This window comes from Acidobacteriaceae bacterium, from assembly GCA_035944135.1.
Lineage (GTDB): Bacteria > Acidobacteriota > Terriglobia > Terriglobales > Acidobacteriaceae > Granulicella.
Genome location: DASZBM010000002.1, coordinates 1,559,175 through 1,584,787 on the forward strand (window position 1 = coordinate 1,559,175; position 25,613 = coordinate 1,584,787).

Consider the following 25,613-nt stretch of genomic DNA (forward strand, 5'->3'; position numbering starts at 1 on the left):
CTCTTGCTCGCCTGGACAATCTACATATCGTTTCTGGGGGCACTGGTCCTGATGTTGCCCGGCGTGCCGGCAAAGGCTGCGCGCGGCATCGCATTGTTGGCGGCCATTGCGGGATTTACGGTCACAATCTCCGCGTTGCTGCGGCCGGCAAATGGCGCCATTGCCACCATCGTTCATCGATCATGGGTTCCGTCGCTCGGTATTGAATACCATCTTGCCGCTGATGGCATCAGCCTCGTGCTGGTCCTGCTCACCGGAATCGTCGCCATTGCTGGCGTCCTTTTCTCCTGGAACATCGAACATCGCTCAAAAGAGTTCTTCGCGCTTTATCTCGCCCTTATCGGAGGAGTCTACGGCGTATTCCTCAGCGCCGATTTATTCCTGCTCTTCGTCTTCTACGAGATCGCTATCATTCCGAAGTATTTCCTCATTGCCATCTGGGGTTCGACACAGCGCGAATATGCCGCGATGAAGCTTGCCCTCTACTCGTTGGTGGGCAGTGCAATGGTGCTTCTCGTTCTGATCGCGGCATATGTAGTCGCCGGCGCGAAGACGATGAACCTGCTGGCACTGTCACAATTCCCCTTCCCTCTTCACTTTCAAATGTGGGCGTTTCCAGTCGCGTTTATCGGCTTCGGAATTCTGGCCGGCCTCTGGCCATTCCATACCTGGGCTCCCACAGGCCATGTCGCCGCGCCGACAGCAGCTTCGATGCTCCTTGCCGGAGTTGTCATGAAACTGGGCGCATACGGCTGCTTGCGTGTCGCCATGGCGCTGTTTCCCCACGGGCTCGATCCCTGGGGATTCGCTGTGCTCGGCCTTGCTTCATGGCGCGATGTCTTTAGCCTGCTTGCGGTGATTGGCATCGTCTATGGCGCACTGGTCGCGCTCGTGCAACAGGATTTCAAATTCGTCATCGGCTATTCCAGTGTGAGCCACATGGGTTTCGTGCTGTTAGGCCTCATGACTCTCAGCCGTATCGGCCTCACCGGAGCGGTAGTGCAGATGTTTTCTCATGGTGTCCTGGCAGCGCTGCTGTTCGCTGTCGTGGGACGCATGGTCTATGACCGCACGCACACTCGCGATCTGACCGCACTAAGCAAAATGCACCTCAGCAAAGCCATCCCTTTCGCGGCATTCACCTTCGTCATTGCAGCGGTCGCTTCTATCGGAATGCCCGGGTTCAGCGGCTTCGTCGCCGAACTCCAGATTCTCATCGGGGCTTGGAGCGCGTTTCCAAGGTATGTGATCGTCGCAGGCATCGGAATTGCAATCTCGGTTGCCTACGCCTGGCGCGCCTTGCAGAAGGCATTTTTCTCTGACACCGATCCCGAGAGCACGACGCCCACACTCGCTGCCATTTCGATGCCTGAACGCATCGGGGCTCTCATGCTAATCCTCGCTAGCGTGACGATTGGACTCTATCCGCAATTTCTATTGAACCTGATAATTCCAGCCCTGAACTCACCGCTCTTTGACGGCCTGCGGAAAGGACACTGGTAATGATCGCAGTCTCCTATACCGCGCTCCTTCATCTCCTCCTGCCGGAGGTGATTGTGGTTGTCACGGCCCTGCTCGCGCTTGCCGCAGATCTCCTGATCTCCCGAACCGCTCCGATGCGCACTCGGTTCACGACCGGAGCTGTAATCTCTGCTATCGGCTGCCTTGGCGCAATCACACAAATCGTGCGCGATCCGCAGCACGCGAACGTCTTCAATGGAACCCTCGTTATTAACCCAGGATCGCAACTGGTTCAAATCGCCATACTCATCCTGACAGCCCTTATCGCCGTCCTGTCGATCGAATCATCTTTCACCTCGCACGTTGGCGAATACTTTGCTGTCACCCTCTTTGCAACCACGGGCATGATGCTGCTCGTGAGCTCAGAAAATGTTCTCCTGATCTTCCTCTCCCTGGAATTGCTAAGCCTCTCTCTTTATGTTCTCGCAGCGTTTAACAAGCGCAGCTCTCACTCGGCAGAAGCCGCCCTGAAATATTTTCTCTTCGGCGGAATGTCGGCGGCATTCCTGTTGTTCGGACTCAGCCTTCTGTACGGTCTGTCTAACTCAACAAATCTCCTGCAAATTGCGCGCGCAATTAAAAGCCCGCCTCTGGACCCACTCTGGGCTGCAGCAATCGTGATGATCGTCCTCGGGCTTGGCTTCAAGGTCGCGGCAGTCCCATTTCACTTCTGGGCCCCTGACGTCTATGAAGGAGCGCCATCCAGCAGCGCTGCACTCATTGCCTCCAGCGCCAAGGTAGCGGGCTTCGTCATCTTCTATCAGGTGATGGTTATCGGCTTCGCCGGAGCGGGAGGCAGCGGCGACTGGAAAAACTACACACCCGGCTGGGTTCCAATCGTTGCAGTCGTGGCGGCTATGTCGATGGTGCTTGGGAATCTAGTGGCCATCACGCAGACCAGCGTCCGCAGGCTTCTCGCCTATTCGGCAATCGCGCAAGCAGGATACATTTTGCTGGGACTGGTATCGCACACCGAACAGAGCTTCGACGCCCTGCTCTACTATGCGGTCACCTATGCTTTGACCGTGATTGGTGCGTTTGGAGCCGTAGCTATCGTTGAAGAGCAGCTTGGCGGTGAAAAGCTCTCTGACTTTGCCGGGCTCAGCCGTCGTGCGCCTCTGCTCTCCTTCTGCATGCTGATTTTTATGCTCTCGCTTGCAGGAATCCCGCCCCTGGCCGGGTTCTTCGGCAAATTCTTTCTCTTTGCTTCGGCGCTGGCCGCTGGACAACATCCACTCGGTCTGCTCTGGCTCGTGGTTCTGGCGATTGCCATGAGCACCGTTTCTCTCTACTACTACCTGCAGGTGCTGAAGCGTATCTATATCGCGGAACCGCCTTCAGAGGCGAACCGCATCCACGTACCGATCGTGAGCCAGCTTGCTCTTTGCGCGATTGCGTTGAGCATCCTGCTGCTTGGTTGCGCGCCAAACCTCTTCTTGGCTTGGCTGCACCAACCAATTCGCATCGCTCAGTTTTGACGGAACTTGTTGATTTTACTGGTCGGGGCGGAGGGATTCGAACCCCCGACCCTCTGCTCCCAAAGCAGATGCGCTACCAGACTGCGCTACGCCCCGACACACTCATTTTCCCATAACCGCGTTGAGAACAACCAGCGCTACATCATCGCGCCTCACCATCAACGCCAGCCCGGAGCCCCCGTGTGGTGCAGCAGCGCTCCGCCGATCCACAGCAGCAGGAAGAACGGCACCATCGCCAGCGCCATCAGGCCCACACCGAGCAGCAGCATGAACACCCAGTCCTTCCACGTATCCCGTCGACCGACCGCAAGACTCCGCTCCAGCAGGTGGTAGTTGCGACGATTCGCACGCCACGCGATGTCGAACAGATTGCCCGCAAACGGAATCGCTCCAATGCCGACCTCAATCGCGAGGTTCACAACCATCCTCGCGACCGTGACCAGCGGCACGCCGCGGAAGAACGCCGCGATAACGATGATGCAGCTCGCCAGCCCGCCAAGAAAATCGCCGATACCCGGAATGAAGCCGATGATTCCATCCAGCCCAAACCGGATCGACGTCCCCGGTACGCGAAACCACGTATCCAGCACACGCGAGAGCAGATCGAGGTTCTCATCGCGAAACGCTCCGCCCGCCCCGCGAAACCGTGGCTTCAAAGCTCCTGTATTCACAACACCAGGCGGCAGCACCTCACCATATTCGGCCTTCGTTCCCATAGCTTCGCCTGGCTCCCTTCGTGTCTTACGCATTGGATGCTACAATCGATAGCGGTACGGCGGCTATAGTTCAGTGGCAGAACGCCGCTCTGTGGCAGCGGATGTCGTGGGTTCGAACCCCACTAGCCGCCCCAAAAACTTCGTCTGCACAGGGCATCCTCCCCAGCCGCTGCGCTCCATTTTCGCGCGTTCGCAACACTGCGCGTCAGTTGTGAGATCGACCTTGCCGCGCGCCTCCAAGAGTCCCGAGCCAATCTCCGCTCCGCCGTCAGCCCCGAATCTTTTCGTCGGCACGTCCGGCTGGGCGTATCCCACCTGGAAGCCGGCTTTCTATCCCGCGAAGCTTCCCGCGCGCGCATTCCTCAACTTCTACGGTTCGCAACTCACCGCCGTCGAAGTCAACTACACCTTCCGCACGCTTCCCACGAACACCCAGCTTGAAAACTGGCAGGCCGCCGTTCCCGCCGGCTTCCGCTTCAGCTTCAAGGCCCCGCAGCGCATCACGCACTTCGCTCGCCTGCGCGACTGCGAACCGCTCGTCCAAAGTTTCCTCGGCGCGCTCGCGCCCATGCGATCCGGCGCCCTCGGCCCGCTGCTCTTTCAGCTTCCTCCGAACCTTCACGCGAATCGCGAACTCCTCGCGCACTTCCTTGATCTTCCGGCGTTCCATCATTCGCACGCTCAGCTCGCATTCGAGTTCCGCCACAACAGTTGGTTCACCGACGAGATCTTCTCGCTCATGCGTCAACACAACTCAGCCCTCTGCGTGGCTGAAAGCGATGACCTCTCCACGCCGGACGTTCAGACTGCATCGACGCGCTGCTACCGCCTGCGCCGTTCCGGCGGCTACACCGAGCCGGAGCTCGACGCGCTCGCCGAGCGCTTCGTCTCTCTCGCGCAGAACGGCGAAGTCTACGTCTTTCTCAAGCACGAGGACGAGCCGACCGGCGCTCTCAATGCAGCGCATCTCCAGCAGCGCGCCGCGCAACTCGCGACCCCAGCACTGCGAGGCGGCAACGGATGAGCGGCTCCCGCAACGGTAGCACCCGGCCCCCTCAGTTCCCTCCGTTTCACCCGCGCCGCTGGCTCGCCAACGGTCATCTGCAGACCATCGCCGGAAACTTCCTGCCGCGCCCGAACCATCTGCCCCCACCCACCGCGGAGTTCGTCGAGGTCTGCCCCGCGCGCGGCACGCAAATCTGCAGTCAGGTTCTCTGCGAGTGCCACTGGCAACCGGACGCAGTGCGCGGCGACCGCCCCACCGTGCTGATCCTCCATGGCCTCGAAGGTTCTTCGAACTCGCAGTACGTTGTCGGCAACGCCAACAAGTTTTGGAAGGCCGGCTGCAACATCATCCGCATGAACATGCGTAACTGCGGCGGCACCAAGTACGAAACCGCAAAGCTCACGCCGACTCTCTACCACTCCGGTCTGTCGAACGACGTCAAGCAGGTCATGGAGTTCTTTCTCGACCGCGAGCGCCTGGGCTCCATCTCGCTCATCGGCTACTCCATGGGCGGCAACCTCGTTCTCAAACTCGCCGGCGAATTCGGCAGCGACGCTCCGCCTCAGCTCAGAGCCGTCGTCGGCGTCTCGCCCGTCGTCGACATCGCAGCTTCCGCCGACGCGCTGCACGAGCCCATGAATCGCCTCTACGAGCGCAAATTCCTTCGCGAACTACTCAAGCGTTTCCGCCGCAAGGCCACACTCTTCCCCCGCGCCTACGATCCCCAGGTCGCCACCAGCATCGGCTCGCTCCGCGACTTCGACAACCGCATCACTGCCCTGTACTCTGGCTTCCAATCCGCCGACGACTATTATTTCCGGGCCGCCTCGGCCCGCGTGCTCGACCGCATCGCCGTTCCCACGCTTCTCATCCACGCCTGCGACGATCCGTTCATCCGCCTGCTGCCGGAGACCCGCGCCGTCATCGCCGAGAACCCGCACATCACGCTCCTCGAAACCGAGCACGGCGGCCACTGCGCATTCCTCGCCACGCCCGAACCCGCCAATGGAAACGACGGTTATTGGGCCGAGCACACCGCACTCCGATTCGTTCTCTCCCACGCACAGGGAACCCTGAACGATGCTCCCGCGCATTCAATTGCGATAAACCCTGTATCCTGAACCTGAATGCACGCAGAGTGGAGTGCCGAGTGTTCGGCTGAGGCTGCCGTACTTGTGGTTCCGTGGTCTGACGCGGACGGAGGCGCGCACTTCGTCAATCTGCGCACCGAACCCTACTCGATCGCCGAAATCCCTGAAGCCGAGCGCTTCCCTGATCTCGCCCGCGCGCTGCGCGCCCTCAACGCCAATCGCTCGCCCTTCCTTACCGCCAAATGCGACGCGTGGCCGCTCTCGGTCCGCGATAGCGCCGACGACCTCGAACTCATGCGCAAGGAACTGCTGATTGAAGCAGATGAGGCCACCTACGCCTTCACCAGCTACATCGATCTGCTCTGGCGCGAGCGAACCGTCTTTGCCTCGGCCCACCAGCAGCAGGACCGTATCGATCGCATCGTCCGCCGCGCCGGCAAGCTCCAGCACACGGAGTCCATGCTGCAGTGCGTCCTCCGCCCGGCGATCGTTGACCTCGGCGCGCCGCTCGAAGGCTTCGCAACCACGCTCTACGTCACCTCACTCGCACCCGACGCCGAACTCGCGAATCGCCGCTGGGCCAGCGCGCTTGAAGACGTCGTTGATCTCCTTCGCAGCCGCGAGTTCGAGATCAATCGCCTGTCCGTTACAATCGACCTGTAGTGCCTTCGACTGAATGCTTTTGTGGAACACGAATGTTCCATGTGGAACATTCATATTTCCGGAATAATGGATGTGGGAAACGCATTTTTCTGTGGAATAGCCGCATCGTCGAGTCGATAAACGGGCGCGTAGCTCAATCGGATAGAGCACCGACCTTCTAAGTCGGGGGTTGCAGGTTCGATTCCTGCCGCGCCTACCACTTCCCCCCGACCTGCACTGCACAGAATCCAAGCCCTCAGAACTTCACCTTGAGCGCAAGCTGGCCGGTCCGCGGCTGCTGCGCCGCAGTGATCACGCCAAACGTTCCCGAGCCAAACGTAGTTCCCGGGTTGTTCGGGTTAGTGTGATTGAAGACGTTGAAATATTCAGCGCGGAACTGCACCGTGACTCGCTCGCGAATATCAAAGTCCTTGTACAGGGCCATGTTCGAAACTTCGATTCCCGGACCCCGTAGCACTCCGGCGCCGGCGTTTCCGTAGAAGCCATTTGCCGGACGGGCAAACACTGGGGCCGCCGTCGTTCCCGGGTTGAACCAGAACGCGTTCGATCCGTACACCGTCGGCTTCCACGTCTTCGGATAGGTAATCGTTCCGACGATGTTCGGGCGCGTAATGGGACCGAGGTTCGAGCCCGTGATGCCAAGGTTCAGCGACGATCCGCTCTGGAGCGTCGTCATGTCCGACACCTTCCATCCACCCAGCAGCGTATGCGTCAATCCCTTCCCGCCAAAAAGCGGAACGCTGTAAATCACGCTTGCTGTGAAGACCTGGGGTACATTCAGCGTCGAGTTGCCGTACGCGCTGTGCAGGTTGTAGGAATTCTGGAAGCCGCCGCCATTGTCCAGATTGTGCGACCACGTGTACGCAACGGTCGCATAAATATGGTGAACTTCAGGATGCTTGAGACTCACCTCCAGCGCCGTCCAGTTATCAACGCCGATCGGATTATTCCAGCTGATCGTCCCGTAACCCTGATAAGGCGCATAGTAGGCCGAGGAATAGCCCGCGACGTTCAGATTTGGATTGAAGTCGTAGACGCCGGTTGGTCCGGGCTGGTTGAGGTTGTAGCTGGTGGAAAGATGGTTGGCGAAGTCTCCCGCTCCAGCGAGCGTCATCAGGAATGATCCCGGCAACTGCTGCTGCGCGCTCAGGCTGAACGTCTTGATCATTGCTACCTGGTAGTCATTCGGCATCCCCGTGACGGAAGGTGCCGTCGGCGCCGGTGCCGTACCGCCTGTCACGTTAGGAAATGTCGGGTCGGTAAGGTTTGTCTGATTGAGTATGGGAAAACTGACGCAGTTTTGCGAGCAGGCCGCACCCATGCCGCCATTGCGGTTATAGACGATCGAGAAGCCGCCGCGAAGTGAGGTCTTTCCATCTCCAAAGACATCCAAAGCGAACCCGCCCATCGGCCCGAAGTAGTAGTTGTGCTGATTCGTAATGTTGAGCGGAACACCATTCTTGCCATTCAGCTCGATGCCATTCTGATAACCAGCCGCATACGGTCCTGAAAGAACGCCGCCAATCGATACGGTGGGCACCGTCGCAGGATTGAAGAGCGAAGGAAGGAAGTTGGCCGAGTAGCCGGCCTGCGATCCAGGAAACGGCATCCGGTAAAAACGTATGCCAAGGCTGAGAGTCAGGCGCTTGCTCGCAGTCCAGCGATCCTCAACGTACGGGCTGGTAATTGTGTAGTGAATGTATTTGCGAACTCCATCCTGCCCCTGAGCGAACGTGTTCGGCAAACCGAGCAGATAATCCGCGATCGGGTTACCAGTGGCGTAACCGTTGAAATTGACATCACCGGTGGTATTCGAAACCGTCGACCATTGCCGCTTCGTTCCGAACACGATCTCGCCGCCCGCCTGCAGGAAGTGATGCCCGCGCAACCAGCTCCAGTTATCGGAAACCGTATCCTCCAGATCCGTCGCATCGGGAATCGTGTTGTTGGCGCTGGTGCCGAACTGCGACCATCCATTCGAGAAGGTGACGTGCGGCAGGCGGTTTTCGAGATAACCGCCGCTGTACGGGAACGCCTGAGAGTATCCGGAGATCTGCGAGCCAGAGATGATGCCGGCAAAATCATGCGTGATGACGTAGTTGTTCATCGCAATCGACGTATCGTTTGCCATGTTCGCTGAATACGTTTGCGTCAGCTGCACCTGCGCGAGCTTGTTATCCGAGATGAAAACGTCATAGTTTGTCGTGAACGGAGATCCCATGCGCGAAGCGTTCGGATTGTAGGCATCCTGCGTCTCCCAGAAGAGCTCGCCCATCAGGTGCAGCTTCGGCGTAATGTAGTGGTCGACCTTGCCTTCTTCATCCTTCTGGCCGGTGATCGCCGACTTCGTGTTGATGTAGTTCGTTGCGTTCGTCGTCGTGTAATTGGGCAGCACGGCCATCGCATTCAGCAGTGCAAGCTCAGACGAGTTGATGCGATTCGCCGGGATGACCCAGTTCCCGTTGCCATCCGTACCGAAGCACGCCGTCTTGGACGATGCATTGCAACTGCCCGTCAGCGTCGGATCTTTGAGGAACGCGGTCCCGTACACGCCCGTCATCGGGAACAGCGCCTCGTTGCCCGGCGTTCCGATGCCGCGCATCGTGGCCAGTGGTGTCTGGCCTGTCACAACTCCCTGCTGCTTCTCGTGCAGGAACTGCTGGTTGAAGTAAAAGAACGTGCGTTGCCGATTTGTGTTGTAGACGTGAGGGATAAAGACCGGGCCGCCCACGTGATAGCCGTAGATGTTCCACTCTTCGGGCGAGATGCCGGTGCTGACCGGAACGAAGTAGTTGCGCGCGTCGAGGAACGTGTTGCGCAGAAACTCCCATGCGCCGCCGTGGAACTGGCTGGTGCCGCTCTTGGTCTGCACGACCATCACGCTCGCGCCCATCAGGCTGTACTTCGCGTCGTAGTTGTTCTGCAGAACTTTGACTTCCTCGATCTCGTCCGGAACCGGCGTGATCGTGGTCTGCGTCATGTTGCCCGTGTTTTCGTTCCAGATGCCATCCAGCGTGTAAAACGTTCCGCTGGAGCCGCCGCCATTGATGTTGAGATAGTTCGAGGTCGCAAATCCGCCAGGCCCCATCGAATTGACCGGCGACGTATTCACGACTCCGGGCATCAGTTGCCCGAGACCCTCATAGTTCCGGCCGTCCAGCGGAAGCGCCTCCGCCTCCTCGCCGGAGACGGTGTTCGATATCTCCGGTGTGACGGTCTGCACGGCCACCGGGCTCGCCTCGACGGTCACCGAGGTGTCCACCGAGCCCGCCTTCAACGTGGCGTTCACCTGGAACACCGCCAGCGGCTCGAGATCGATGCCGGTTTCACTGAAGGTCGCAAACCCAGGTGCCGTGATGTTGACGTTGTACTTTCCGTTCGGCAGACCGGTCTGCGTGAACGAGCCATCGGAGTTTGTCTTCGTCTTTGCAACCAACCTCGTGTCCAAATTGGTGAGCGTGACGATGGCTCCGGGAACCACGGCGCCCTGCGAGTCCTGGGCAATGCCGCTGATCGTGCCTGTCGTCGTGATCTGGCAGATGGACGGTCGCACCCAGGCGATGACCAGCGCGAGGCAGACGAGCAGACCGCTGACGCGTGCCAGCAACGAGCTTTGCCCGCGGCGCAGACCTTTCGATGATTTCGCGGCGTTGCGCTTCGGCGTGGTCTCGTCTTGTGATACCGGTCTCTCGAATTTCATCTCGCGATTCTCCTTGAAGTTTGGCTCCGGAACTCTTCGTGTCAGATTGTGCCCAGGAAGGCGCGAATGCTTGCCGGATAGACCCTCACCGTCCGCTGCTATTCAAAGTTCACAGCGGCAGAGAGGCTCATACCCCACCGGCTGGGCACTATAGATATCCAGAAATGCGATTGTCAAGAGAGCGGTTTCTTAATCATGCCCAGACCGGATCGCGGCTTCTCTGCCGCGCCTACGATGACTCCCTGTCATCTCCTGTTGCGGTTCGTTTCGCAGCCTGCCTGAAGCTCTAGCGCCTCACGCAGGTTCGCTCTCGCTCGCCGGCATATGCACTATCGGTTGCGGATGCCGCCTGCTGAATCCGGTCATGTGCCGCACACCCGCCGCTGCAATGAACGTCAGTTCCAGCGCACAGACACCATCCCACTGCCAGCGCGACCACGCCAGTGACGCGAGCGCCGAACCCAGCGCTCCGCCAACGAAATAAATCGTCATGTAAATCGTGTTCAAGCGGCTGCGCGCCTGCGCTCCCAAACCAAAGATCCGTGTCTGGTTCGCAACCTGCATCATCTGCGCCCCGACATCGAGCGCCACCACCCCAATCACCAGCCCCGCCATGTGCATCGCCACGGTGGTCGATGCGCGCTCGGAAAGCCACAACCAGACATACGATCCGGTTAGCGTCGCGCCTGCAGCCGACACCACATATCGCGTTCCGCGCCGGTCCGAGAGCTTTCCGGCAAACGGCGCAACCATCGCTCCCGCTGCGCCCACCACGCCGAACGTCCCCGCGACTCCCGGCCCCATGCCGTAGTGCGACTGCAAGAGGAACGCCAGCGTCGTCCAGAAGCAACTGAACGACGCAAACACCAACGCGCCCAGGACACCGGCCTCGCGCAGCAACGGTTCGGTGCGGAACAGCGTCCACAACGACCGCATCGTCTCTGCGTAGGTCAGCGATTCACGCGCCTTCATCCGCGGCATCACGCGGTAGATGAACGGAACGAAGCACGCGTTCATCACCGCCGCCACGATGAACACGGTGCGCCAGCCATTCAACCGGCTCAGCCATCCGGCAAAGGTTCGCGCCAGCAAAATGCCCAGCAGCAGCCCCGTCATGACCGTGCCGATCGCCCGTCCTCGTTGCTCGTGCGGCACAAGGTCCGGCGCTATCGGCAACGCGACATGAGTCACCGACGCCATCAGGCCAATCAGCACGCTCGCGGCAATCAGCCACGCCAGGTTCTGCGCGAACGCCGCCAGCACCAACGCCACAGACACACCCGCGTACATCCGCAACATCAGCTTGCGACGTTCTGCGACATCTCCCAGCGGAACGAAGAACAGCAGGCCCGCGGCATAGCCTACCTGAGTCGCCACGGCCACAAAACCGATATGGCGCGCATCCTGCCCCAGGCTCTGGCCCATGACAGACAGCAGCGGCTGGTTGTAATACATGGACGCAACGCCGACCGCGCACGCCACCCCCAAAAAGGGCAACGCCCACCGTCCACTCAGCGCTGCATTTGTGCCTTCAGCCATTGGTCTCCAACTATTTGAGTCTACACAGACTTCCACCCCAACTCTTCCACCGCGAGCCCAATCCTGTCTAACCGCTTTAGAACCTTCGCGAAACAGCTATCATCGCGGAACAGCTATCATTAAGAGTTGAGCCTTATGCAGGCCCGGAGCCAGACTGAGATGGAGAACCAGACCATCGCGATTGCCATGTCCGGCGGCGTCGACTCCTCGACCGTCGCCGCGATGCTGCACGCCCAGGGACATACCGTCGTCGGCCTCACCCTGCAGCTCTGGAACCAGCGCCGCCTCGCAGGCCGCGAGGGCATGCCCGAGTCCGTCCAGGGCCGCTGCTGTTCCATCGATGACGTATACGACGCCCGCCGAGTCGCCGAGCACCTCGGCATCCCCTACTACCTCGTCAACGCGCAGGACCGATTCGAGGCCGAGGTCGTTCGCCCCTTCGTCTCCGAGTACCTCGCCGGCCGCACGCCCATCCCCTGCACACTCTGCAACAACCACCTCAAGTTCGACCAGCTCCTGGCCACCGCACGCTCCATCGGCGCCGATAAGATCGCCACCGGACACTATGCGCGCAATCAATTCGACCCCGCTCGCAATCGCTGGGTGCTCTCCCGACCCGCCGACCGATCGAAGGACCAGACCTACTTTCTCTTCGGCCTCACGCAGGAGCAGCTCTCGCGCACGCTCTTTCCTCTCGGCGATCTGCACAAGCCCGCCGTTCGCGAGATGGCCGCCGACGCCGGACTCGCGCTCGCCGCCAAGCCTGACTCGCAGGAGATCTGCTTCATCCCCGGCGGCAGCTACTCGCAGTTCCTCAAGGCGTATCTCGATGAGCAGGGCCGCGAGCTCCCTGACTCCTCCGGCGAGCTCGTCTCGACTACCGGCGAAACACTCGGCCACCACGAAGGCATCCACGCCTTCACCGTCGGACAGCGCAAGGGCCTCGGCCTCAGCTCGCCCGACCCGCTCTACGTCCTCAAGATTCATCCCGACTCTCACCGCGTCGAAGTCGGGCCGGACACCGACCTCTACACGCGCACACTGCGCGCCGATCGCCTGAACTGGGTCTCCATCGCCGCGCCCGCCGAGCCCATCCGCGTCAGCATCAAGATCCGCCACCGCCACGAGCCCGCGCCTGCCACGCTCCGCGTCATCAGCGACGACACAATCGAGGCCACGTTCGACGAGCCGCAGCGCGCCATCACGCCTGGCCAGTCCGCAGTCTTTTACCAGGAGGACGAGGTCGCCGGCGGCGGCTGGATCTTCTAGCCCACCGTCTCAGTCCTCTCCCGTCAGCCCCCAGGGATAGACCACCTTCCCGTCTTCCCGAACCACCGCACCCTGCGTCAGCCGCGCACGCTCAAAGCGACCCAGCCCCATAATGTGGAACACAGTCTCTCCGCTGGCGATCAGATAGTCCGTAACAATGCGGCGATGGCATCGCCACCACACCGCTTCCGAGCACATGGTCGCGCAACGCCGTTCGTGCCCCATGTCGAGCAGGTGACGCAGGCCGGCGCTGAACTCCGCAGACAGCGCATAATCCGCGTAGTTGTGGAAGCTCACATTTCGCCACAGACCGTTAACGTCCGGCGGTACAGACTTCACTGTCCCGCGACGCCCACCCAGCACGCCCATCAGCTCATACGAAATCCCGCAACGCGGCAGCTCCTCTGCTAGAGTCTCCTGGTTGAACTGCGGGTTCGTTCGCGATCTCGGAAACTTCCTGATATCCGCGAGCAGTTCAATCTCAGCACTGCGTAACAACTCGACAAATTCTTCCAGGCTGCGATTGGAATGCCCTACCGTGAAGAATGGCAGCCTCACGCTCAGCCCTTGCCGCGGTTCAGCGCGCTCTTGAGTGTTAGAGCGCCGCCCTTATGAGCAGCGACATGATCGGTCTTGTCGCTCTTGATCTCATACTGCGGATCGCTCTCCGAGGCATGGTGCGTATGCCCCTTGTAGTCGAAATCCCTGGTGTGCACAGCGATAACCGTCCCCGACACGTGACCTGCTTCAGAGTTCCAGCTCACGTGGTCGCCGATCTTGAACCTCTTCGTCATCGCACGTTCGCGTCTAGCCGTACGGCGTCACCCGCTTCGTCTCACTCGCAGCGGTTGGTGTCGTGGTCTCGCGCACCGTCGTATACCGCGCTGCAACAGGCGTGCCAGCCGCCGTCGTGCCATAGGTGGTCCGCTCATCCACCTCGACCACCGTCTCCACGTTCCGCTTGAAGGGCGACCGGTTCACCAGGGTCTCGGCACCGCGCTTCACCGCCTCAATAATCCCGGCAAGCTGCTGCACCGGCTTCCGCACGCTGTCCTGAACGGTGCGCGAGACATGATGCGCGGTGTTCAGCGCCTCGTTCACCATTCCGTCCACGCGCGCCACCTTCTCCTGCGTGCGCTTGTTCGCGTCCTTTACCGTCCGATTGATTTCGTCGGCCGTTGCGCTGTATTCATCCACCTTGGTCCGAACCGTGTAAGTGATCTGCTCCACGTTCGTGCTGATGGTGCGCACCTTCGGGCCCACATCCTCAATCAACAGGCGCGTCTTCTCGACCATCGGCGAGACCTTGGCCTCAGCCCGCTCGGCCATCCCTTCGAACTTGCGGATCAGCCTCAATCCCGTGAGACCCGCGATACAAACACCGAGAAACCCCGCGATAACCGCGATCGCGATGATCCCCATGAAGATCATCATCCAGTGGACGTCGTGCTGAATCGATCCCGCGTCCTCCTGAAAAAAAGCCAGCGCCAGGCAGCTAACTGCGTGCATCTCTTCACCTCTTCGAAACTTAATTGTGATGCCTTGCATCGAGCTGTCGCAATATCACCGCCAACCCGCCAAACAGAAGGGCCGGTCGCGACGAACCGGCCCTTCGCGTCCTTCCGAAGAACCTTTACGCCTGCGGCGTCTCCGAGGTCTTCGACATGTAAGCCTGTTTTCCAGCGTCCACAGCCGCCGTCACCGCGTCCGCCTGGCTCTGAACAAGGTCCTTGCCCTTGTCCACGTACTGCGACCATTGGGTGCGGCCCTTGTCGTAGTACTCCTTGCCCTTGTCGACATACTGGCCGAGCGCATCGCGGCCCTGCTGCACATACTGGCCGGCCTGTTCCCTGCCCTGGTTGTAAATCTGGTTCGCCTTGTCACGGGCCTCCATCGCGCTCTGCATCAGTTCGTCGCGCGTCTCCTTGCCGGACTTCGGCGCATAGAGAACACCCACAAGAGCCCCAATCCCGAGACCCGCCAGAAACCATCCAAACCCGCTTACGCTGCTGTCGTTATCCGCCATAGTCTTCTCCTAATCCTTCGAATTCACCACACTCCTCGAACCATGTTCGAGAGCGTCTTGTTGGGTCAAAACCGGTGTTGTTGTTCCCGGTCAATACCTTGGCGCATTGCCAGGCGCAAAGCCTCGCGTAAGGTACCCGTCCATGCGGGTAGATGCCTGCCGGGGCAGCTTCGGTTGCGTTCTCCCGATGCTTCTCCGGTGCAGTGGAGAGTAGCACAAAGATCTGCTCCGTGCACCGCGTCACCCGCATCCTACTGCCGAAGAATGTTTATGATCCGCGCTGGAGTGCAGCCTTGCCCTTCTCCACATTTATGTCCTTTGGCCGACACTTCGCCACGGGAGTACACTGCCCTCAGGAGCTATCCCGCTCCCCCCACCTGCGCGCCCCCCGGCCGGGCGCACCCAGAGATTGAGATCCTGTGAGTCAACCAGCGTCCAAGCCGCGTGGATATCTAAACCTCACGTTGCACGCCCATCTGCCCTATGTCGTTAACCACGGCAGTTGGCCCCACGGCATCGAGTGGCTTCTCGAGGCTGCCGCGGAAACCTATCTTCCGCTGCTCCGCACGCTCGATCGCCTCGACCGCGACAACATCCCGCTCAACTGCAATCTGAATCTTTCCCCCATTCTGCTCGAGCAGCTCGCGCATCCTGTCTTCCGCGCCGAGTTCCCCCGCTATCTCGAACGCAAGATCCTCGCCGCGCGAGAAGACGAGTCCTTCTTCCTCTCCATCGGCGAACACACCTACGCCGAGACCGCCCGTTTCTGGCAAAGCTTCTTCACCGAAGCCTCCCAGCAGTTCGCCGCGCTCAACCAGGACATCGTCGCCGGCTTCCGCAGCTACGCCGACCGCGGCATCATCGAGGTCATCACCTGCACCGCCACGCACGGCTACATGCCGCTGCTCGGCACAGACGAGAGCCTCCGCGCGCAGGTCCGCGTCGCCGTCGCCACGCACGAGAAGCATCTCGGCCGCCGCCCCCGTGGGATCTGGGCGCCCGAGTGCGGCTATCGGCCGTCCGGCCTCTGGTCCTATCCCGTCGCCCCTGAAGGCACCACCGAACCACCAAGCTTCCCGCGCATCGGCATCGAGCAGGCGCTGAGCGAATCCTCGCTGGAGTTCTTCTTCGTCGATACCCACCTTGTCCAGGAATCCGCGCGCGTTCACTCGCCCTACGAATTTCTTCGCCGCACGACAGCCAACGCAGGCCAGCCCAACGCCGGCTTCAACGCGCCAGACGATCGCCGCATCTATCATCCCTTCTACGTCGAGGGCCCCTACAAGAAGAGCGAAGCCGTCACCATCTTCCCGCGCGATCCCCGCACCGGCCTGCAGGTCTGGTCCGGCGACTCCGGCTACCCTGGCGACGAGAACTATCTCGACTTCCACAAAAAGCGCTGGCCCGGCGGCCATCGCTACTGGCGCGTCACCGGCCCGCGCGTCGACATCGGCGACAAGCAGCCCTACATCCCCTCCGTCGCCGCACAGCGCATCCGCGAGCACGCCGACCATTTCGTTCATCTCGTCTACCAGGCCCTCGAGCGCGGCTTCAACGACCCCGTGCCACCCATCCTCTGCTCGCCCTTCGACGCGGAGCTCTTTGGCCATTGGTGGTTCGAAGGCGTTGCGTGGCTCGAAGCTGTCGCCCGCATCCTGCATGACTACGACACTGGGATCGTCCTCACCACCTGCTCGTCCTATCTCGACAACTTCCCGCGCGGCGGCTTCCTCGCTTTGCATGAAGGCTCCTGGGGCGCCGAGGGCAACAACCAGGTCTGGCTGAACAACGAAACCACCTGGACCTACCGGCAGATCTACGCCGCCGAGCTCGCCTGCCGCGAAATCTGCACGTCATCCAAATGGCGCGACGGTGGCCTCGGCGAACGCATCGTCAAGCAGCTCTGCCGCGAGCTCCTGCTCCTGGAATCCTCTGACTGGCAGTTCCTCATCACCACCGGCGCCGCCCGCGACTACGCCGAGCTCCGCTTCAACACCCACCGCGATCAGTTCAACGAAATCCGCGCGCTCTACGAAACTCTCCATGGCGACGATGCCGCGCAACTCTCCGAAGACCAGCTCAATCGTCTCGCTTTCATCGAAGACCGGGACAACATCTTCGCCGACATCGACCCCTCCTTCTGGGCGATCGGCGCACATGCCACCCGCCCGTCAACCCGGCCCAACGGTTCGCCGAAGATCATCGATGAAGCCCTGCCCACTGATCCCCTTGACACCCCCATCGACGATGGCACCGTAAGCGAAGTCCACAAGTTCCTTCTCCCGCTCGACTCCAGCACCAAGGACGCGGATGACCCCGTCTAGCTACCGGTTCGTCGAGCTCCCAGGTCGTCGAGCTTCCAGGTACCCCGAGGCTTTAGCCTCGGGTCTCTTAGCAGCAGAAAATAGAAGGGGGCTTTAGCCCCTGAGGCATGTCTTTTTTTACCAATGCAATCTGCTCATAAAAAGAACACATCAACAGCAATCCGCGCACAGCTAACTCTCGTCCCACGCGCCCCACGAGAGCACACGCAGCGCCGCAGTCCGCTCGCACTCTGGCACCTTCTCTCACTCGACGCACCCTCCGTCGCCTGCGTCTGGACCATCGCCGTTGCGTCCGCCGTCGGCCTGCATCTTCCCTGGACATCACCCGCCGCGATGTTCGTCGCCGTCTGGATTCTCTATGTCGCCGACCGGCTCCTGGACGCCCGCTCGCTCGACACACATCACGCTCCGCACGATCTAGAAGCTCGCCACATCTTCCACCATCGTCATCGCCGTGCCTTCCTCGCCGGCATCCTCATCTCCGCCTGCCTGCTCTCTGCGCTTCTGCGCACGCTTGACACGCACGCACTCCGCCTCTACGTGCTCCTCGCCACGCTGCTCGCCGCATACTTTCTTCTCATCCACGCGCGCCCTGACACCGCCCATCGCCTCCCCAAAGAGCTCGCCGTCGGCATCTTCTTCCCTGCCGCCGTCTTCATCCCCACCGTCGCGCGTCTGCCGCAACTGCGGCTCGATCTCCTGCCCATCGCGATTCTCCTCGCCGCCACATGCTCCCTCAACTGCCTCTTCCTCTACGCTTGGGAGCATCCCGGTCCGCGCACACACGCACACAGCTCCACGCGCTGGGCCACACGTCACCTCGTCCCTCTCACCTGCACCATCGCCGCGCTCTCGCTCGTCTACTGTCTCCGGTCGAGTGCTCTACTGTCTGCACCGCGCAGCCTCATCGCATGCATTCTCGCGAGCTCGCTCCTGCTCCTCGCACTTCATTACCTGCGCCGACGCCTTCAACCCATCCATCTCCGCGCGCTCGCAGACCTCGTGCTCCTTACGCCACTCATCCCGCTCGCACTCTCCCATCTCAAACGGTGAGCGACACGCAACCCAACTTCGACCGCGTCGCGGCCATCTACCGCTGGGCGGAATACATCTCCCTCGGCCCGCTCCTGCAGCGCACCCGCACGCACTTCCTCAACCAGCTCAACAACCCTAGCCGCGCACTCATCCTCGGCGACGGCGACGGCCGCTTCCTCGAGCAACTCCTCCGCCGCTACCCCGACTGCACCGCCATCGCCGCCGACACCAGCGCCGCCATGCTCTCGAAACTCCGCAACCGCTGCGCCTTCGCCACAACACGCCTCACGACCCTCCATCGCTCCGCACTCGAGATCGACACCCCACCCGCCACCGACCTCATCGTCACGCACTTCCTTCTCGACTGCTTCACCCAACCCGAGGTCGACGCGCTCACCACCCGCCTCGCCTCGCCACTCCCGCCCGGCGCGCTCTGGCTCGTCAGCGACTTCGCCCTTCCCACCAGCCGCCTGCTCCGCCCGATCGCTCGCCTCTACATCATGTCGCTCTACGCCACATTTCGCCTGCTCACCGGCCTTCGCGTGCGTCACCTACCCGACCCGCAGTTCGCTCTCGCCCGCGCCGGACTTCGCCGCATCGCCCGAATATCTTTCCTCTTCGGCCTGCTCTACACAGAGCTCTGGCAGCACGAGTAGACTTGTCCTAGCGCGCAACCCACACGGTTTCGCCAACATCCACCCTCGTATGAGCTCCTCAACGCAGCCATCGCGGACGCCCTTCAACGCCCCCGAACGAGACCCCGTCTCCGACCCCGAGCCGCCCGTTCCGCCGCTGCCCGAACCCGACCCCGGCGTCTTCCACCACGAACCCAAATCGGCCCCCATCAAGTCAGAACCGGCCCCCGCCAGGAACGAAAAAGCCCACGCATGAATCTGTTCATCCTTCGCCACGCCAGTGCCGGTACGCGCCGCACCAATCCAGTCGTAGACGTCAAACGCCCTCTCGACAAAGACGGCAAGCGCCACTGCATCCACCTCGCGCAAGTCCTCAACGCGCTCAAGACCAACTTCGATCTCATCGTCTCCAGCCCGCTCAAGCGCAGCCTGCAGACCGCCCAACTCGTCGGCACAGAGACCGGCTACGAGTCGCCCATCCTCATCTCAAAGGCGCTCGCGCCGGACGCCACCTGGGCGCAGTTCCAGCGCCTCCTGCACGAGTGCTCCAACTACGAAAACGTGATGGTCGTCGGTCACAATCCGAACATCACTTCGTTCCTTGTCCATCTGCTCAGCTCGAACGGTCATGACGGAATGCATCAGCGGCCGCGCATCCGGCTCCGCAAAGGTGCAATAGCCCGGCTCAACATGCAGCGCGGTCCGGCCACGCTGCAATGGCTGCTTGCCCCGCCAGTCGTCAAAGCGCTCTACGCCACTTCCACAAAGAGCTCCCGCCGGAAGACTTCGCGGAAGTAAGGCGCCTCTTTCTTCAGCGACCACAGCTCCAGCTCCGCTCCTCCGCGCGACGGAATCAGCTCCATGATCACGCGCTTCGGAAACACACGCGTGCGCACCCGCACCGCCGTCGTGGTCCCGCGATCCTGGTTCAGCGTCTGCGCCAGCCGCAGCAGCACCACCGCGCGAATCACGTGCGTATGTTCCTCCAGCGGCACCGTGCGCATAATGCGGTCCATCGGATCCGGCCGCGTCTTGCCCAGGTAACGCGCAATCGCCCCTACAATCGCCCGCTGCTGCGGCGAGAACCCGAAGATCTCGGAGTTCGCAATGATGTATTGCGTGTGCCGGTATCTCCCCTGGTGGTTCATGTACTTGCCCACGCCCTGCATCATCGCCGCCGCGCGCAGCCACAGCCTGTACTCTTCCGGCAGCTCGTGCACGCGCTCCAGTTGATCGAAGATCTGCCCTGCCTGCTCGCTGTGCGCAGTCGCCTTCTTCAGATCGATGCCATAGTGCTTACATAGATGAACCACCCCGCGCCACCGCTCCGCTTCCATCGTGCGATGCACAGTGGCACGCGTGTCCGTCTCTGCCAGCATCTGCGCCAGCATGCCATCGCGCAGCCCTAGCCGCGAGTAGCGGAATCCCTTCAGCTCCATCCGCTCCAGCAGCGTCGCGTACACCTGCGCTCCGCCGCAGATAATCTCTGACCTCCGCGGCCCGATTCCCGGCATCGCCGCGCGCTGCGCGTTGGTCATCTTCAGCAGACGATCGGCAATTCTTCGCACCGCCGCCGCGCTCGTCGCCAGCGTCGCGTCACGCATCACACGCGCGCGTTTGCCGCGCGCCTGCTTCGTCGGCGCACGTTCGATAACGTCCTCTGCCGGAAGCGAGTGTGAAGCCTCGGCCAATGCCGCCGCCGTTCCTGACGTCGCAATCACCAGCCCTACGCGCGGGTGACCAAGCTTCCGCTCTCCACGACGCAGCTCACGATCGATAAACTTTCGCAGCCTCGCTACATCGACCTTGCTCGGCGGGTCGCTCCTCAAAAACTCCTGCTGCAAACGCACGGCTCCCAGCGGCAGACTCACCATGCTCTGAATGCGTCCCTGGTCCGATAGCGTCACCTCGCAGCTTCCGCCGCCGAGATCAATCAGCAGGCACTTGCCGCGCGCTCCCGCCTCGTGCGTCACCACTCCCAGGTGAATCAACCGGCCCTCTTCGAGCCCCGAGATGATCTCGACATTCCACCCGGTCGTCGACTTCACCCACGCGCGAAATGCCTCCGAGTTCCGCGCATCGCGCATCGCGCTCGTCGCCACCACACGCACGCGGTCCGCGACATGCATCTGCGTTGCACGATGAAATCTCTTCAGGGCCTTGATGGTGTTCGCCATCGCCTCCGGCGAGATAACCCCAGTCTCGAAAACACTTTCGCCGAGCCTTGTTACCTCCCGGTCTTCGTACAACGTCTTAAGCTTGTGCTGCTGCACCGACGCGATCGCGAGCCGACAGGAGTTGGAGCCGATATCGATGGCTGCGAACGTTGGCATTAAATGTTGAATCCTTCGTCGAGTTGAGTTCGTCCTTCTCTAGCAAGATACATTGGCGGCTACATCCCCCACGCATGAGACGACCATCAATTCCTGTCTTTACCGCGCATTCCCTCACAACAAATCCACAACTGCGCGCAATTGTTGCCGAGCCATCTCCCGCTCGTCCCGTTCTCTACGTTGAGAGCACGCCTCGCGCCTCACCGCATCCCGAGCCCTGGTCCCGCCGCAGCGTACTCGTTCTTCTCGCGCTCTGGGCCGCAATGTTCCTCGCCGCCGCAGCCACACCCTCTCTGCTTGACGACGCCGACGCCACACACTCGCAAGCCGCGCAGGCCATGCTCCACACCGGCGACTGGGTCACGCTTCACGTCAACGGCATTCGCTATCTCGAAAAGCCGCCCCTGCCCTACTGGATCGCTGCATCCAGCCTCCGCATCTTCGGCGAGAACACCTTCGCCATCCATCTCCCGCTCGCACTAACCGTCCTCGGCCTCGCTCTGCTCGCGTATGCCTGGGGCCGCCGCGCTTTTTCTGAACGTGCCGGCTTCTACGCCGCGCTCTTCACCCTCACCTCCGTCGGCGTCTTCCTCTTCACACGCATCTTCATCCCCGACGCGCTGCTCTCTCTTCTTCTCGCACTCTCCATCTATGCCGCCCTCCGCGCCCTCGACATCCACGCGCAACGTCCGCGCCTCTGGGCCTTCCTCATGTGGAGCACCCTCGCCTGCGCCGTGCTCACCAAGGGCCTCGTCGCCATCGTCTTCCTCTTCGCCTCCGTCGGTCTCTTCCTGATCCTCACCGGCGAATGGCGTCGCTGGCGCCTGCTCCACCCCTTTACCGGCCTCGCCCTCTTCCTCGCGATTGCCGCGCCGTGGCACATCCTCGCCGCGCTGCGCAATCCAGCCGTGCCCATGCCCGCTGGCTCGGGCTTCCCATCGCACGCCGGCTGGACCTGGTTCTACCTCTACAACGAGCACATCGCGCGCTTCCTCGGCACCCGCGTCCCACGCGACTACAACAAGCTCCCCGCTGCGCTCTACTGGCTCCTTCACATCGTCTGGCTCTTCCCCTGGAGCCTATTCGCTCCCGCTGCCATCGCCGTCGCCTGGCGAGAACGAGGTTCACCGTCAGCTCGCTGGCTGGGGCTGGAACGTCACCGCCTCCGCGAGTCCCGTTGGCACAGTTTCCCGCGCCGTTCGTTCGCCGCCCGCACCATTCTCCTGCTCACCATCTTTTCGGCCATCATCCTCGCCTTCTTCTCGCTCTCCACCAACCAGGAGTACTACACCTTCCCCGTCTACCTCCCGCTGCTCCTGCTCACCGCAGCCGCCCTCGCCCATCTCGAATCCGAGCCACTCACCTCCACTCGCACGCCGGGGTCCCTCACCTTCGCGCACGCCGCGCTCACCGTCCTCGGCCTCATCATCGCCTCCGCGCTCACCTACGGCCTCTGGACCTCCCGCCACCTCGCCTTCGTTCCCGACATCGGCAGCCTGCTCGCACATCGCGGCGTCGGCGACTACACGCTCTCGATGTCCCACTTCTTCGACCTCACCGGCCCTTCCTTCGCCGCCCTTCGACTCCCCGCCGCGCTCGCCGCCATCGCCTTCGCCATCGGCCCGCTCGCCGCCTGGATCCTCCGCGCACGCCGCCACGCATTCGCGTCAACCCTCACCATCGCCCTCACCGCGGCCACGTTCCTCATCGCCGCACACATCGCCCTCGTCCGCTTCGCGCCCATGCTCTCTTCGCGCGACTTCGCCTCCACCATCCAGAACCTCGAAGGTTCACACGCCATCGCCCCCGACAGCCAGGTCTTCCTCTACGGCGACCAGGCCTACGGCTCCTCCATCCCCTTCTACCTCGGCCAGCACGTTCAGCTCGTCGACGGCCGCAGCACCTCCATGCTCTTCGGCAGCCTCTTCCCCGACGCACCGCACATCTTCCTCACACCCGCCGACCTGCTCGCTCAATGGGGCCGCGGCCCGCGTAAAATCCTCTTCGTCCCGCTCGAAAAGCGCGACATCGTCGACCACCTCCTCGGCCCGCACCAGATCCTCCTCAAAGAGACCTCCGGCAAAGCCCTCCTCACCGACCGCCCACTCGACCATCCTTCCGGGCAGTGAGCACGATCAGCCACGCCGCCATCTGACAACGTGAGACCATAGAAAAGACCCTCACGCGTGATCTCAACCACCGCAGTTCCGTCCCCCTCAAGCCCCACACGAGGCACCCTCGCTGCGCCCCGTTCCTGGCGCTTCAGCTCCCTCGCGCTCATCACCCTCCCCTGGCTCATCCTCTATCTCGGCGGCATCTTCACCCCCGGCCTTCTCGACGACGTCGACTCGGTCTACATCGAAGTCGCCCGCGAGATGCTCCTCCGCCACGACTACGTCACTCCCTTCGTCGACGGCATCCGCTTCTTCGACAAGCCGCCCCTCATGTACTGGCTCGCCGCCGGCTCCATGCACATCTTTGGCATCCACGACTGGGCCGCACGCCTCCCACTCGCCCTCGGCGTCCTCGCTCTCCTCTTCGCCGTCTACGCGCTAGGCATCCGCCTCTTCGCCGCCGTCTCCCCCACGCACGCGCCCGACCGCGGCGGCCTCTACGCCGCACTCGCGATGGCGCTCTCCATCGGCCCCTGGCTCTACACCCGCTTCTACATCCCGGACATCCTCATCGCCCTCTGGATGACCCTCGCCGTCCACCTCTTCCTCATGGCCCTCGACCGCACTCGAATCCCCACCAATCCGGGCGCCCCGCGGACCACCGTCCCCCCGGGTGCCCCATTCATGCGCAGTCTCATCGCGCATGAGTGGGTTCGCACGCTCTCACAATCCCCACTCCTGCCCATGCTCGGCTTCGCCGCCGTCGTCGCCCTCAGCGTCCTCACCAAGGGCCTCATCGGCCTCGTCTTCCCCATCCTCTTCGCGATCCTCTACCTCGCGATCACCCGCCAACTCAAACTCCTCACCAAGCTCTCGCTCCTCCCCGCCACTCTCGCCTTCCTCGCCATCGCTCTCCCCTGGCACATCCTCGCCGCGCTCTGTAACCCTGCCATCGCCATGCCCAGCGGCGTCGGCCTCCCACCACGCGCCGGCTGGGCCTGGTTCTACCTCTACAACGAGCACATCGCGCGCTTCCTCGGCCGCCGCATCCCCCACGACTACGGCCAGGTCCCCATCCCGCTCTTCTGGCTCCTGCTCGTCCTCTGGCTCTTCCCCTGGGCGGCTTTCCTGCCCACCGCGGTCATCAGCGCCGTCAAACACCTTCGTGACCGCCACGCGCGCAACCATCCTCCCACCATCCCCCGCCAGCGCACTTTCATCCCCTTCCGCCTCACCGAAGCCCTCACCGCCCTACTGCTCTGGGCCGGCATCATCCTCGGCTTCTTTACCATCTCCTCGCGGCAGGAGTACTACCACCTTCCCGCACTCCCCGCGCTCGCGCTCCTCGTCGGCGGCCTACTCGCCGCGGCCGACGACCACTTCTTCACCAACTATCCCTTCTACGCCGACCCACTCCGCCGCACCCTCCGTGCCTCCCTTTGGTTCCTCGTTCCCATCGGCACTCTCCTCTTCCTCATCTGCGGATACTTCGCCCTCTTCTCACCGCGCCCTGCCGCCGGCGTCACGCTCAACGACCTCCTCAGCTCCAATCCCGCGCTCTACAACCTCTCGCTCGGCCACATCTTCGATCTCACCGGCTCCGCCATGGGCTTCTTCCGCTGGCCCCTCTCCATCGTCGCTGTCTCTGCGCTCGTTCTCGGCCCCATCCAGCACCTCGTCCGCCGTAGCGCCGTCGGCAAGCCACCCCACCCGCTTGGCCCGCGGTCACGCACCTTCGCGGCCAACCTCGTGCTTGCCGCCGCCACCACGGGCATCCTCCTCGCCGCCCACCAGGGCTACGTCCGCTTCAATCCCATCCTCGGCTCCAAAGACATCGCCCTTGCCATCAACGCCCAAAAGCGTCCCGGCGACCTCATCCTCATCGACGGCGAGCTGACCTCCGGCTCATCCCTGCTCTTCTACACATGCGAGCCCGCCTTCCTCGTCAACGGCCACGTCAACGGCCCATGGTTCGGCAGCTTCTGGCCCGACGCCCCCCAAATCTTCCTCACCGACGCCGACCTCACCCGCCTCTGGTCCGGCCCCCACCGCATCTTCCTGCTGACGTACCACCCCACCGAGCGCGAACACTTCCTCGCCCCCCAAGGCCCCGTCCACGACCTCGCCGACTCAGGCGGCAAAACGCTGCTCTCGAATCGCTAG

Annotated in this window: 20 protein-coding genes and 3 tRNA genes; 14 read left to right on the top strand and 9 right to left on the bottom strand. The window is 62.1% G+C overall.

The features are described 5' to 3' along the window. The first annotated feature begins 3 nt into the window (after positions 1 to 3). Both VGU25_09135 and VGU25_09140 read left to right on the top strand, forming a co-directional pair. Positions 4 to 1,503 (top strand): NADH-quinone oxidoreductase subunit M, encoded by a 1,500-nt coding sequence (locus VGU25_09135; protein ID HEV2577363.1) that lies wholly within the window; start codon positions 4 to 6, stop codon positions 1,501 to 1,503. After that, positions 1,503 to 2,999 carry an NADH-quinone oxidoreductase subunit N gene (locus VGU25_09140; GenBank protein ID HEV2577364.1) on the top strand — a complete coding sequence of 499 codons (1,497 nt, stop codon included), beginning with the start codon at positions 1,503 to 1,505 and terminating at the stop codon, positions 2,997 to 2,999. Before VGU25_09135 ends, VGU25_09140 begins: the two co-directional genes overlap by 1 nt. 19 nt (positions 3,000 to 3,018) lie before the next feature. Here the strand turns inward: VGU25_09140 and VGU25_09145 are convergent. Both VGU25_09145 and VGU25_09150 read right to left on the bottom strand, forming a co-directional pair. Beyond that, positions 3,019 to 3,095: transfer RNA gene (locus VGU25_09145), tRNA-Pro, on the bottom strand. A 62-nt stretch (positions 3,096 to 3,157) separates the two neighbouring features. Beyond that, complete coding sequence (locus VGU25_09150; GenBank protein HEV2577365.1) at positions 3,158 to 3,715, bottom strand: DUF4112 domain-containing protein; 558 nt, start codon at positions 3,713 to 3,715, stop codon at positions 3,158 to 3,160. A gap of 59 nt (positions 3,716 to 3,774) precedes the next feature. Here VGU25_09150 and VGU25_09155 point away from each other — a divergent pair. From VGU25_09155 to VGU25_09175, 5 genes are all read left to right on the top strand, one after another. Next, positions 3,775 to 3,849, top strand: a tRNA-His gene (locus VGU25_09155). An 89-nt stretch (positions 3,850 to 3,938) separates the two neighbouring features. Further along, a complete protein-coding gene (locus VGU25_09160; GenBank protein HEV2577366.1) occupies positions 3,939 to 4,739 on the top strand; it encodes a DUF72 domain-containing protein in 801 nt (266 codons plus the stop codon). Beyond that, positions 4,736 to 5,842: an alpha/beta fold hydrolase gene (locus VGU25_09165; protein HEV2577367.1), complete on the top strand. Its 1,107-nt coding sequence runs from the start codon at positions 4,736 to 4,738 to the stop codon at positions 5,840 to 5,842. Before VGU25_09160 ends, VGU25_09165 begins: the two co-directional genes overlap by 4 nt. Positions 5,843 to 5,848: 6 nt before the next feature. After that, complete coding sequence (locus VGU25_09170) at positions 5,849 to 6,475, top strand: hypothetical protein (protein ID HEV2577368.1); 627 nt, start codon at positions 5,849 to 5,851, stop codon at positions 6,473 to 6,475. A gap of 122 nt (positions 6,476 to 6,597) precedes the next feature. Then, a tRNA-Arg gene (locus tag VGU25_09175) sits at positions 6,598 to 6,674 on the top strand. Positions 6,675 to 6,710: 36 nt separating this feature from the next. Here the strand turns inward: VGU25_09175 and VGU25_09180 are convergent. Both VGU25_09180 and VGU25_09185 read right to left on the bottom strand, forming a co-directional pair. Then, the gene (locus tag VGU25_09180) at positions 6,711 to 10,175 is read right to left on the bottom strand and encodes a carboxypeptidase regulatory-like domain-containing protein (GenBank protein HEV2577369.1); all 3,465 of its coding nucleotides are present in this window, start codon (positions 10,173 to 10,175) and stop codon (positions 6,711 to 6,713) included. Between the two features lie 294 nt (positions 10,176 to 10,469). Beyond that, entirely contained in the window at positions 10,470 to 11,714 is a 1,245-nt protein-coding gene (locus VGU25_09185; GenBank protein HEV2577370.1) for an MFS transporter, read from the bottom strand. Positions 11,715 to 11,849: 135 nt separating this feature from the next. On the opposite strand from VGU25_09185, the gene mnmA reads away from it, so the two are divergent. Then, positions 11,850 to 12,983: a tRNA 2-thiouridine(34) synthase MnmA gene (gene mnmA, locus VGU25_09190; protein HEV2577371.1), complete on the top strand. Its 1,134-nt coding sequence runs from the start codon at positions 11,850 to 11,852 to the stop codon at positions 12,981 to 12,983. A 9-nt stretch (positions 12,984 to 12,992) separates the two neighbouring features. On the opposite strand, the gene VGU25_09195 is transcribed toward mnmA, so the two are convergent. The 4 genes from VGU25_09195 to VGU25_09210 form a co-directional block, all read right to left on the bottom strand. After that, positions 12,993 to 13,541, bottom strand: coding sequence for a DUF488 domain-containing protein (locus VGU25_09195; protein ID HEV2577372.1), 549 nt, complete (start codon positions 13,539 to 13,541; stop codon positions 12,993 to 12,995). Positions 13,542 to 13,543: 2 nt separating this feature from the next. After that, positions 13,544 to 13,777: a DUF2945 domain-containing protein gene (locus tag VGU25_09200; protein HEV2577373.1), complete on the bottom strand. Its 234-nt coding sequence runs from the start codon at positions 13,775 to 13,777 to the stop codon at positions 13,544 to 13,546. A gap of 13 nt (positions 13,778 to 13,790) precedes the next feature. After that, entirely contained in the window at positions 13,791 to 14,492 is a 702-nt protein-coding gene (locus tag VGU25_09205) for a hypothetical protein (protein ID HEV2577374.1), read from the bottom strand. Positions 14,493 to 14,616: 124 nt separating this feature from the next. Continuing rightward, positions 14,617 to 15,009, bottom strand: a complete 393-nt coding sequence (locus tag VGU25_09210; GenBank protein HEV2577375.1) for a YtxH domain-containing protein — start codon at positions 15,007 to 15,009, stop codon at positions 14,617 to 14,619. Between the two features lie 419 nt (positions 15,010 to 15,428). On the opposite strand from VGU25_09210, the gene VGU25_09215 reads away from it, so the two are divergent. The 4 genes from VGU25_09215 (at position 15,429) to VGU25_09230 (ending at position 19,801) form a co-directional block, all read left to right on the top strand. Next, positions 15,429 to 17,333 (top strand): 1,4-alpha-glucan branching protein domain-containing protein, encoded by a 1,905-nt coding sequence (locus VGU25_09215; GenBank protein ID HEV2577376.1) that lies wholly within the window; start codon positions 15,429 to 15,431, stop codon positions 17,331 to 17,333. A gap of 123 nt (positions 17,334 to 17,456) precedes the next feature. Then, entirely contained in the window at positions 17,457 to 18,386 is a 930-nt protein-coding gene (locus tag VGU25_09220; GenBank protein HEV2577377.1) for a hypothetical protein, read from the top strand. Then, on the top strand, positions 18,383 to 19,024 hold the full coding sequence (locus VGU25_09225; GenBank protein HEV2577378.1) for a class I SAM-dependent methyltransferase: 642 nt from the start codon (positions 18,383 to 18,385) through the stop codon (positions 19,022 to 19,024). Before VGU25_09220 ends, VGU25_09225 begins: the two co-directional genes overlap by 4 nt. A gap of 231 nt (positions 19,025 to 19,255) precedes the next feature. Further along, complete coding sequence (locus VGU25_09230; protein HEV2577379.1) at positions 19,256 to 19,801, top strand: histidine phosphatase family protein; 546 nt, start codon at positions 19,256 to 19,258, stop codon at positions 19,799 to 19,801. Here the strand turns inward: VGU25_09230 and VGU25_09235 are convergent. After that, positions 19,753 to 21,336, bottom strand: coding sequence for a Ppx/GppA phosphatase family protein (locus VGU25_09235; protein ID HEV2577380.1), 1,584 nt, complete (start codon positions 21,334 to 21,336; stop codon positions 19,753 to 19,755). The two genes, VGU25_09230 and VGU25_09235, sit on opposite strands and share 49 nt — an antisense overlap. Before the next feature lie 74 nt (positions 21,337 to 21,410). Here VGU25_09235 and VGU25_09240 point away from each other — a divergent pair, with 74 nt between their 5' ends. Then, positions 21,411 to 23,465 carry a glycosyltransferase family 39 protein gene (locus VGU25_09240; GenBank protein HEV2577381.1) on the top strand — a complete coding sequence of 685 codons (2,055 nt, stop codon included), beginning with the start codon at positions 21,411 to 21,413 and terminating at the stop codon, positions 23,463 to 23,465. 57 nt (positions 23,466 to 23,522) lie between these two features. Further along, the gene (locus VGU25_09245) at positions 23,523 to 25,613 is read left to right on the top strand and encodes a glycosyltransferase family 39 protein (protein ID HEV2577382.1); all 2,091 of its coding nucleotides are present in this window, start codon (positions 23,523 to 23,525) and stop codon (positions 25,611 to 25,613) included.